This is a genomic window from Rhizobium sp. 10N427, from assembly GCF_056394605.1.
This window is the reverse complement of sequence record NZ_JBFTID010000002.1, coordinates 606,595-617,083: the sequence shown is the minus strand read 5'-3', so window position 1 is coordinate 617,083 and position 10,489 is coordinate 606,595. Positions and strand designations below refer to the sequence as shown.

The window sequence follows — 10,489 nt, the reverse complement described above, 5'->3', positions numbered from 1 at the left end:
GCGACCGGCTCGTCGCAGCCGGCAAGCCGAAGATCGTCGCCCTCGTCGCAACCATGCGAAAGCTCCTCACCATCCTCAACGCTATCATCCGGGACGCAAAACCATGGCAAAACGCTTGACGCCGAAGACAGTCGCTCTCCCCGAGGGGAAAAGGGAATCGCCGCACTCTCTCGCGTGCTCGCGATGTTGGATTTCGGGGGCTGCAGTTGCCTCAAGTCCCTTCTCCCCAGCGGGGAGAAGGTGGCCCAAAGGGTCGGATGAGGGGGCTACGCCCGCAAACCTCAAACGAATTCAAATCCTAGGCTTCATCACTCCGCAGCGATCGCCGCCTTCCGCCTTGGCAGGGTCTTGGCATATTGCCAGGCGCGCTTCCATTTCGGGGCGATGACGCCGTTGGCGGCGCGGATGTTGTTGATGAACTGCTGCGTTGCCGCTTCCCAGGAATAGTTCAGCGCCAGCTCGCGGGCCTTTTCGCGGGACGCCGAAAGTGCGGCAAGGCAGGCGGCACGCAGGTCATCATCCAGCGCGCCAACTTCGCCGTCATCGCCGATGATGTCGAGCGGGCCGGTGACCGGATAGGCGGCGACCGGGACGCCGGAGGCGAGCGCCTCGAGGATGGTATTGCCGAAGGTATCGGTCAGCGACGGGAAGACGAAAACGTCGGCCTGGGCGTAGATCGCAGCCAGTTCCTCGCCGAACTTGATGCCGGTGAAAAGAACATCGGGGTAGCGCCTGGCAAGCTCGGCACGGGCCGGACCATCGCCGACGACGACCTTCGAGCCGGGCAGATCGAGATCGAGGAAGGCGGGCAGGTTCTTTTCCAGCGCCACACGGCCAACGGTCATGAAGACGGGGCGCTGCAGGCCGAAGGGCTTTTCCTCGAGTTCGGCCGGGTGGAACTGCGAGGCGTCGATGCCGCGTGTCCAAGGCATCAGGTTGCGGATACCCTTTTCCGCCAGTTCGCGGGCGAGGCTGGGGGTCGCCACCATGCAGCCGGCGCCCGAATTGTGGAACCAGCGCACGAAAGCGTAGAGCCAGCTCTTCGGCACCGGCAGGCGGGCCGAGACATATTCCGGAAAGCGGGTGTGATAGCTGGTGGAGAACGGCATGCGGTTCTTCAGGCACCAGCGCCGCGCCGTCAGCCCGAGCGGGCCTTCGGTGGCGATGTGAACGTAGGACGGCCGGTGTTTCTCGATCTCGCGGGCAACGCGGCCATAGCGGGCGACCGACAGGCGGATCTCGGGATAGGTCGGGCAGGGGAAGCTCGCGAAGCGCTCGGGCGTGACCATCGACACCTCGACGCCCATCTTCGCCAGCTCGCGATTGGTATTCTCGATCGAGCGCACCACACCATTGACCTGCGGGTGCCAGGCGTCGGTGACGATGACGAGGCGTTCGGGCACCGTCCCGGGCGCGGCATTGGCCCAGCTCTCGCCACTCTGGCTCTTCGAAGGATGTTGAAGCATATCCCGTATCCATCCAGGCCGCCGGCTTCGGCGGACACGACCCCAGGCGGGCTTGCTCCACAGATGGAGCGATTCCCGCGTTCCTTATTTTGAAGGCTTTCCGTGATGGATTTATTACAGAGCGCCTGGAGAGCCGGGCCTAGAGCCCAAGCTTGTCCCTGGCAACCAGCGCGCCGTGTTCGCTGACGACGCGGGCGGCGACCTTGGCGGCGAAGCGGGCGCTTGTCTCGGCGTCCCTGGTTTCGAGGTATTTCGCCAGGAAGGAACCGTTGAAGCTGTCGCCGGCGCTGGTCGTGTCGACGACGGTCTCGACTTTTTCGGCGGGAACCGCGGCGCGCTTGCCTTCGAAATCCAGCGTGGCGCCATCGGCGCCGTTCTTGACGACGATGTTGGGGGCGCCGAGCGCGCGGTAGCGGTGGATGGTCGCCTCAATCGAGTCGTCGCCGAAATGCGAGGCCTCGTCGTCGAAGCTCGGCATGACCAGCGTCGAGGCGCGGGCGCCTTCGCTGATGACCGTGTGCATCACGTCATAGCTCGACCAGAGCCGCGGGCGGATGTTCGGATCGAAGACGACTGTTTTGCCGGAGGCCTTGGCGCGGCGGGTTTCGGCCAGCAGGGTATCGGTATCCTCGCGCGGCAGGATGGCCAGCGTGATGCCGGAGAAATAGATGACGTCGGAGGCTTCGACCGCCTCGCGCAGGCGGTCGGGGTCGGCCGCCAGCTGCCTGGCGGCGGAGCTGTCGCGCCAGTAGCTGAAGGAGCGCTCGCCGTTCCTGAGGTTGATCATGTAGAGGCCGGGCGCCTTGCCCTTGATGCGGCGGATATGGCCGGTGCCGATGCCGTGGCTCTCGAAGAAGGCGGCCATCTCGTCGGACATGGCGTCGTCGCCGAGCGCGGTGAAGTAATCGACGGTCCAGGAGGAGGGCATGCAGGCGCGGGCATACCAGGCCGTGTTCAGCGTGTCGCCAGCAAAGCCCTTTCGCAGCAGGCCTTCACCAGCCTGCGACAGCTCCACCATGCATTCACCGATCGAAAGAAAGCGTCCGCTCAAATCAGCCTCCCGGAATTCTTAAGCGTTTGCTGCTTACGCGCAGAGGCCTCGGGTGGCAAGCGCACAGCACATGCAAACGGCCCGCTTTGGGCGGGCCGTCTCTTTTCGAAACGCGGTTTTTGAAGCTTAGCCGATTTCCGGGCAGCCACGGCGATTGGCGAAAATGATCCGGTCAGGACCACCGCGCGTCCAGCCGCGAACGGTGACACTGCGGTCGGTAACGCGGACGACTTCGGCGCGGCGCAGGCCCGCATCGCGGGCGGCCATCACGGCTTCGCGCGGGCTGCAGCCGCGGCGGAAATCGCGATCGCGGTCACCGTAGCGATCCCTGTCGCGGTCGCGATCGTAAATGCGCACGCCATCTGGACCAATGCGGAACTGCACGTCCTGCGCCTGCGCAAAGCTTACGGGCAGCGCGACGCTGCCCAAGGTGAGTGCCAGGGCAAGACCGGCATTCGAGATCAATTTCAGCATTATTCTTTCCTCCATTCGGAGCCCTACCAAGACCCGGAACATGTGTTTCACGAGGAGGAAACTGCCCCGGAGCGTCATTTGTTCCGCTCCGGGGCAAGCGCTGGAGCTGTCCGCGTGTTGCGCGCGTCAGTCGCCAGGGCGGATTTGAGATCAGCGATCCATGTGATAGCAGGCCGCCGATTGCCCGGGCCGAACCTGCTCTGTCGGCGGCATTTCGGTGCGACAGATGTCGGTCGCCTTCCAGCAGCGGGGCGAGAAGACGCAGCCCTTCGGCGGGTTGAGCGGCGAGGGCGGATCGCCCTGCAGACGGATGCGGGTGCGCTGCCGGGCAAGCTTCGGATCCGGGATCGGGGCTGCCGAGAAGAGCGCCTGCGTATAGGGGTGAGCGGGGTTTTCGAACACCGTCGCGCAATCGCCTGCTTCGACCACCTTGCCGAGATAGAGCACCAGCACGTCGTCGGAAATTAACCGCACAACCGAGAGGTCATGGCTGATGAAGATCAGCGTCAGGCCGAATTCCTTGCGCAGTTTGCGCAAGAGGGTGATGACCTGGCCCTGGATCGACACGTCGAGCGCGGAGACCGGCTCGTCGCAGATGATCAGCTTCGGCTTGGTCACGACGGCGCGGGCAATGCCGATACGCTGCGCCTGACCGCCCGAGAATTCATGCGGGTAACGGTTGATCATTTCGGGCACGAGGCCGACGGCATTCATGATGTCGCGGACGCGGTCCAGGCGCTGTGCTTTCGACAGCTTCGGTTCGAAGACCGTCAGCGGTTCGGCGATGATGTCGCCGACCGTCATGCGGGGATCGAGCGAGGCGATCGGGTCCTGGAAGATGATCTGCATGTCGCGGCGTGCGGCCCGCATCTCCTCGTCGGAAAGATCGAGCAGGTTGCGGCCCTGCCAGAGGATGCGGCCTTTCTGCGAGGTCAGCAAGCGCAGGATGGAGCGGCCGAGCGTGGACTTGCCGCAGCCGGATTCGCCGACGATGCCGAGCGTGCGGCCTTCCTTGAGATCGAAGCTCACATTGTTGACCGCTGTCAGCATGACCGGCGGCTTGAAGAAGCCCTTGGCGGGCAGTTCGAACTGGGTCGTCAGATTTTCGACCCGGAGCAGGGAACGGTCAGCCATGGATCAGAAGCTCCTCGCGGCGCGGGAAGGGATGGTAGCAGGCGGCACAGTGGCGCGGCGCAAGCGTTTCGAGCGTTGGCGGGCGATTGATGCAATCGTCCTGGACCTGCGAACAGCGGGGCGAGAAATTGCAGCCTTTCGGCAGATGCTGCAGGTTCGGTGGCCGTCCGGGGATGACGACGAGTTCGTCGACATCCTGATCCGGGCGCGGGATCGAGGCATGAAGCGCCGCCGTATAGGGATGCGCCGGGTTGTCGAAGAGTTCGTCGACCGGCGCTTCCTCGACGATGCGCCCGGCATACATGACGGCGACGCGGTCGGCGAGGCCGGCGACGACGCCGAGATCGTGAGTGATCATCACCAGCGCGGTGTTCATCTCCGAGGTCAGGTCGTTGAACAGATCGAGTATCTGCGCCTGGATGGTGACGTCGAGCGCCGTCGTCGGCTCGTCGGCGATCAGGAGCTTCGGCTTGGTCAGGAGCGCCATGGCGATGACGATGCGCTGGCGCATGCCGCCGGAGAGCTCGTGCGGGTAGAGATTGAAGCGCCTTGTCGGGTCAGGAATGCCGACCCTCTTCAGCATGTCGAGGGCTTCGGCTGAGGCGGCGCGCGCCGTGAAACCGCGGTGAACCTCAAGCTGTTCCGTCAGTTGCCGGGAAATCCTGAGAGACGGATTCAAGGCGGTCATCGGGTCCTGGAAGACCATGGCCATGTCCTTGCCGCGGACTTGGTCGAGCTCTTTCGGCTTCAGCGACAGCACGTCGCGTCCCTCAAGCAGCGCCTGGCCCGATGTTCTGCCGTTCTTGGCAAGCAAGCCCATGACGCCGAGAAACGTCTGGCTCTTGCCGGAGCCGGATTCACCGACGATGGCGACACGCTCGCCGCGCTTGATCGACAGGTTCATGTTGGAGACGGCCTTTACCTGGCCGTCCGGGGTCTCGAAGGTGATCGAGTAGTCTTTGAGTTCCAGAAGGTTTTCGGTCATGTCAGCGATCCTTCGGGTCGAACGCGTCGCGCAGGCCGTCGCCGATGAACAGCAGGCTGAGCAGCAGGGCGACAAGGAAACCGGCCGGGAAGATCAGCAGCCAAGGCATGCTTTCCATGGCATCGGTGCCCTCGGCGATCAGTGTGCCGAGCGAGGTGAGCGGTTCCTGCACGCCGAAGCCGAGATAGGAGAGGAAACTCTCCGTGGCGATGATCTCGGGCACGGTCAGTGCCGCGAAGATCACGACAGGGCCGATCAGGTTCGGGATGATGTGTTTGATGATGATCTTGAGGGGCCGCTGGCCCGAAGCGCGTGCGGCTTCGATGAACTCGCGGTGCTTGATCGACAGCGTCTGGCCGCGAACGATACGGGCCATGGTCAGCCATTCGAGCGCGCCGATCGCTGCAAAGAGCAGGTAGACGTTGCGGCCGAAGATCACCATCAAGAGGATGACGAAGAGGATGTAGGGGAAGGCGTACATGATGTCGACGAAGCGCATCATGATCGAATCCAGCCGTCCGCCGATATAGCCTGAGATGGCGCCGTAGAGCACGCCGATGACGACAGAGACCAGCGTTGCGGTGAAGGCGACGGCCAGCGAGATGCGGGTGCCGTAAAGCACGCGGGCCAGCAGATCGCGGCCGTTCGGGTCGGTGCCGAAATAGTGGCCGGTTTCGAAGGAGGGCGGGATGCGGAAGGCGGCCCAGTCCGGATCCTCGTAATTATAGGGGATGAACCACGGGCCGATGAAGGCGACGAGAACCAGGAGCACGAGGACGACGATCGAGACTACCGCGGCCTTGTTGCGCGACAGGCGACGGAGCGCGTCCTTGGTGAGCGAGCGGCCTTCCGGCGCCAGGCCTTCGGCCTCCAGCAGTTCGGCTGCCAGCAACTCGCGTTTGGCAGGATTGAGGATCATCGGTTTCTCACTTTCGGATCGAGCCACGCGTAGGCGATATCGACGAGAAGGTTCAAAAAGACGATCAGCACCATGTAGAAGATGACCGTTCCGAGAACCATGCCGTAGTCGCGGTTCAGCGCTGCATTGATGAAATAGCGGCCGATGCCGGGCAGTCCGAAGACGCTTTCGACGACCAGCGAGCCGGTGAGAAGATAACTGGCCGCCGGGCCGAGATAGGAGACGACGGGCATCATGGCGGGCTTCAGCGCATGACGCATGACCGTCAGGCGCGGACCGATGCCCTTGGCCTTGGCGGTGCGGATATAGTTCTGGCCCATCACCTCGATCATCGAGCCGCGAGTGATGCGCGAGATGCGGCCGGCATGCGGCAGCGCCAGCACCACGACGGGCAGCACCAGGTATTTCAGCGAGCCGTCACCCCAGCCGCCGACCGGAAGCCAGGCGAGATGGATGCCGAAGACCAGCTGCAGGATCGGCGCGATCAGGAAGTTCGGCAGCACGACGCCTACCAGGATCAGAGCGCCCAGAATGTAATCCGGCGTCTTGTTCTGATAGAGCGCCCCAAGACAGCCGACGAAGACGCCGACGATGATGGCGAGCAGGAAAGCGGCCGTGCCGATCGTGAAGGTATAGGGCAGGCCGATCATGATCTGCTGCGCGACGGTGAAGTCTTCGCTGGCAAATGACGGGCCGAGATCGCCTCTCAGCAGATCACCCACATAGATGAGGTACTGCTGGATGAGCGGCTTATCCAGATTGTAGTGGACAGCCAGGTTCTTCAGGATCACCGGCGGCAATGGCCTTTCGCCATCGAAGGGGCCGCCGGGGGCAAGGCGCAAAACGAAAAAGCAGGCTGTGACGGCGATCCACAGAACCGGGATCGTCGACAGCAATCGACGGAGTGCATATTTGATCATGATCGTGGACCGGCCCTTTCCGCAAGGCGCGGAAAGGGCCGTTTTCCTTTACTCTTTCATCGACAGCCAGCGGGTGCGGTGGATGTCCTGGACGTTGTCGACGAAGCCCTCGATCTTGGGCGAAACGACGTTCTTGGAGACGTAGTAGTAGATCGGCAGCGCGGCGGAATCATCCAGCGCGATCTGCTCGGCCTTCTTGAACATTTCGGCACGCTTGGTCAGATCGGTCTGGGCGTTGCCGTCCTTGATCAGCTTGTCATATTCCGGGTTCGACCAGCGGCCGTAGTTCATCTGGACGCCTGTCACGAGCAGGTTCAGGAAGTTGTCGGGGTCGTTGTAGTCGGCGAGCCAGCCGGCACGGCCGATCTGCACTTCGCCGCGCTGCAGCTGGTCGTAATGCACCTTGGTTTCGGCATTGACGAGCTCGACATTGACACCCAACGGCTTCCACATCGAGGCGATCGCCACGGCGATGCGCTTGTGGTTGTCGTTGGTGTTGTACTTGAGCTCGGCCGTCAGCGGGTGATCAGGACCGAAGCCTGCTTCCTTGAGCAGCTTCTTGGCTTCCTCGACCTTGTCCTTGTAGGGCAGGTCCTTCCAGGAGACGTAAGCCGGATCGCCGTAATTCGCCGTGCCCGGCGGGACCCAGGAATAGGCCGGCAGTTCGCCGGTGCCGAGGATCTGCGGGCCGATGACTTCGCGGTTGATCGCCATGGACAGGGCCTGGCGGACGCGCTTGTCGCTGAAGGGCGGTTTCTGTGAATTGATGACGTAGTAGTAGAGACCGGAGAACGGCGCGACATGCGCCTGGCCCGGCAGGTTCTTCTTCATCCACTCGTACTGGTCGGTCGGGAAGTCGGTGAGGATGTCGAATTCGCCGGCGCGGTAGCGCTTCAGCGCCGCTTCCTGGTCTTCGAGGACGAAGAACTTGGCGCCGTCGATCTTCACGTCCTTGGCGCCGTAATACTGGTCGTTCTTGACGGTGGTGACATGCGAACCCGGAATCCATTCAGTCGGCTTATAGGGACCGTTGGTGACGATGTTGCCGATCTTCACCCAATCGGCGCCCTTGGCTTCCACCACATGCTTCGGCAGCGGATAGGCGGTGTAGTGCATCAGCGCGTTGATGAAATAGGGGGTCGGATTTTCGAGCGTGATCTCGAGCGTCTTGTCATCGACAGCCTTGACGCCGAGCTGGTTGAGATCGGCGATCTCGCCCTTGTTGATTTTTTCCGCGTTCTTGATGGTGAACTGCAGGTAGGCATAATCGGCGGCGTTCTTCGGATCGACGAGGCGCTGGAAGGCGAAGACGAAGTCTCCGGCCGTTACCGGCTGGCCATCGGACCACTTGATGCCGTCGCGAAGCTTGAAGGTGTAGACCTTGCCGTCATCGGACACTTTCCAGCTCTCGGCCTGGCCGGGAATCGGATTGTCCTTGGCATCTTCCGTGACGAGACCTTCGAAAATGTCGCCGGCGATGCGGTTTTCCCAGTCGCCTGACAGTTTCTGCGGATCGAGCGATGTCGGGTCGCCGCCATTGTGGATGTTGATCGTGGCCGCGTGGGCCGAGAAAGCCAGCAATGTGCCAAACATTGCGGAAGCTAGAATTTTTTTCGTTATATGGTTCATGGTTGGGCCACCTTTCCAGGCTTTGTCGCCTGTTTTTAGTCATTTGTTCCCGGTTTTGACCTGTTACGTGCAGGTCAACGCGCACCTTATCGCAAAGGTTTGGCGTTGCAACCCCCCTTGCGAAGGGGTCGTCATGGGTGTGGACAAGCCTATATGCGGCACGAATTTGCCTTTCCGCGTCTACCCCAGAATAGGCTGTTAACGCAGTTGTTTTTTGTTTTCACGGCTTTAGTCTGTCTGCATTCGGACTATTCGGAGAGTGCATTCATGGCAGGCAAGACGGCGGACTGGTGGCGGGGCGCGGTGATCTATCAGGTCTATCCACGCTCTTTTCAGGATACGAACGGCGATGGTCTGGGCGACCTGAAGGGAATCACGCGCCGGTTGCCGTATATTGCCAGCCTCGGCGTGGATGCGATCTGGCTGTCGCCCTTCTTCAAGTCGCCGATGGCCGATATGGGCTACGACGTTTCCGATTATTGCGACGTCGATCCGATCTTCGGCACGCTCGACGATTTCGACGAGATGATGAAGGCCGCGCATGCGCATGGCATCAAGGTGATCATCGACCAGGTGATCTCCCACACCTCCGACCAGCATCCGTGGTTCATCGAGAGCCGGGCGAGCCGCGATAATCCGAAGGCCGAATGGTATGTCTGGGCCGATCCGAAGCGCGACGGCACGGCGCCGAACAACTGGCTGTCGATCTTCGGCGGGCCGGGCTGGGAATGGGACGGCGTGCGCCGCCAATATTACCAGCACAACTTCCTGACCTCGCAGCCGGATCTGAATTTTCACAACAAGGAGGTTCAGGACGCGGTGCTGAAGACCGTGAAATTCTGGCTCGACCGCGGTGTCGATGGCTTCCGGCTCGATACGGTCAACTATTACTTCTGCGACAAGCTGCTGCGCGACAACCCTCCGCACGAGCCCGACGAGAGCGATGCAGGGCTCGATGCGCCCGACAGCAATCCCTACGGCATGCAGAACCATCTCTACGACAAGACGCAGCCGGAGAATGTCGATTTCCTCAAGCGCTTCCGGGCGCTGCTCGACCAGTATGAAGACAGGACGACGGTCGGCGAGGTCGGTGATGGCGCGCGCTCGCTGAAGACGGTGGCGGCCTATGTCGACGGCGGCGACAAGCTGCATATGTGCTACACGTTCGACCTGCTCGGCCCCGATTTCACCGCTGCCCATATCCGCAAATGCGTCGATACGTTCCAGCGCATGGTGGCAAACGGGTGGGTCTGCTGGGCCTTTTCCAACCACGACGTCAACCGCCATGTCAGCCGCTTCGCGAAGACCGAGGCAGAGCGGCCGGTGATCGCCAAGCTGGCGATTTCGGTACTGGCGGCGCTGCGCGGTTCGATTTGCCTCTATCAGGGTGAGGAACTCGGCCTGCCCGAAGCCGAGCTCGCCTTCGAGGACCTGCGCGATCCCTACGGCATCCGCTTCTGGCCGGCCTTCAAGGGCCGCGACGGATGCCGCACGCCGATGCCCTGGGAAGCGGCCAAGGCGCATGCCGGTTTCACCGGCGCGGAGAAGAGCTGGCTGCCGGTGCCCTACGAGCAGGCAGCGCTATCCGTCGACACCCAGGAAGCGGACGCCGCTTCTGTGCTTTTGCATTACCGGGAAACGCTGGCATTCCGCAAACAGCATCCGGCGCTCATTGACGGCGACATGGACTTCCTCGGCACCAACCAGGACCTGCTGGCATTTACGCGGACGAAGGCTGGTGAGAAGCTGCTTTTTGTTTTCAACCTGACGCGCGAGGCGGCGGCGTTTGAACTGCCTGCGGGTGTGAAGGTGGCTGGCGCTGTTGCGGTGCCGGGGCTCAAGGGAGCGGTTTCCGGAACTTCGCTGAAGCTTGCGCCGCTGAGCGGGTATTGCGGCCGCTTGACGTGATAC

9 protein-coding genes and 1 pseudogene are annotated in these 10,489 nt (G+C 62.3%); 2 read left to right on the top strand and 8 right to left on the bottom strand.

All coding sequences use genetic code 11. The annotated features are described in order from the left end of the window. Positions 1-119: pseudogene (locus tag AC1DIJ_RS07515) on the top strand (IS110 family transposase); the annotation flags it as partial. 189 nt (positions 120-308) lie between these two features. On the opposite strand, the gene AC1DIJ_RS07510 reads toward AC1DIJ_RS07515, so the two are convergent. The 8 genes from AC1DIJ_RS07510 to AC1DIJ_RS07475 form a co-directional block, all read right to left on the bottom strand. Next, a complete protein-coding gene (locus AC1DIJ_RS07510; RefSeq protein ID WP_112386171.1) occupies positions 309-1,466 on the bottom strand; it encodes a glycosyltransferase family 4 protein in 1,158 nt (385 codons plus the stop codon). 139 nt (positions 1,467-1,605) lie between these two features. Then, positions 1,606-2,517: a sugar kinase gene (locus AC1DIJ_RS07505; RefSeq protein ID WP_112386172.1), complete on the bottom strand. Its 912-nt coding sequence runs from the start codon at positions 2,515-2,517 to the stop codon at positions 1,606-1,608. Positions 2,518-2,643: 126 nt separating this feature from the next. Beyond that, positions 2,644-2,991, bottom strand: coding sequence for a hypothetical protein (locus AC1DIJ_RS07500; RefSeq protein WP_112386173.1), 348 nt, complete (start codon positions 2,989-2,991; stop codon positions 2,644-2,646). 150 nt (positions 2,992-3,141) lie between these two features. Then, positions 3,142-4,125, bottom strand: a complete 984-nt coding sequence (locus AC1DIJ_RS07495; RefSeq protein WP_112386174.1) for an oligopeptide/dipeptide ABC transporter ATP-binding protein — start codon at positions 4,123-4,125, stop codon at positions 3,142-3,144. Next, a complete protein-coding gene (locus tag AC1DIJ_RS07490; RefSeq protein WP_112386175.1) occupies positions 4,118-5,110 on the bottom strand; it encodes an ABC transporter ATP-binding protein in 993 nt (330 codons plus the stop codon). The genes AC1DIJ_RS07495 and AC1DIJ_RS07490 overlap by 8 nt, the downstream gene beginning before the upstream one ends. Before the next feature lies 1 nt (position 5,111). After that, positions 5,112-6,029, bottom strand: coding sequence for an ABC transporter permease subunit (locus AC1DIJ_RS07485; protein WP_112386176.1), 918 nt, complete (start codon positions 6,027-6,029; stop codon positions 5,112-5,114). Next, a complete protein-coding gene (locus tag AC1DIJ_RS07480) occupies positions 6,026-6,949 on the bottom strand; it encodes an ABC transporter permease subunit (RefSeq protein WP_112386177.1) in 924 nt (307 codons plus the stop codon). The genes AC1DIJ_RS07485 and AC1DIJ_RS07480 overlap by 4 nt, the downstream gene beginning before the upstream one ends. A gap of 48 nt (positions 6,950-6,997) precedes the next feature. Beyond that, on the bottom strand, positions 6,998-8,578 hold the full coding sequence (locus tag AC1DIJ_RS07475) for a peptide ABC transporter substrate-binding protein (RefSeq protein ID WP_112386178.1): 1,581 nt from the start codon (positions 8,576-8,578) through the stop codon (positions 6,998-7,000). A 267-nt stretch (positions 8,579-8,845) separates the two neighbouring features. Here AC1DIJ_RS07475 and bglA point away from each other — a divergent pair, with 267 nt between their 5' ends. Next, positions 8,846-10,486 carry a beta-galactosidase BglA gene (bglA, locus tag AC1DIJ_RS07470; protein WP_112386179.1) on the top strand — a complete coding sequence of 547 codons (1,641 nt, stop codon included), beginning with the start codon at positions 8,846-8,848 and terminating at the stop codon, positions 10,484-10,486. The last annotated feature ends 3 nt before the right edge of the window (positions 10,487-10,489 follow it).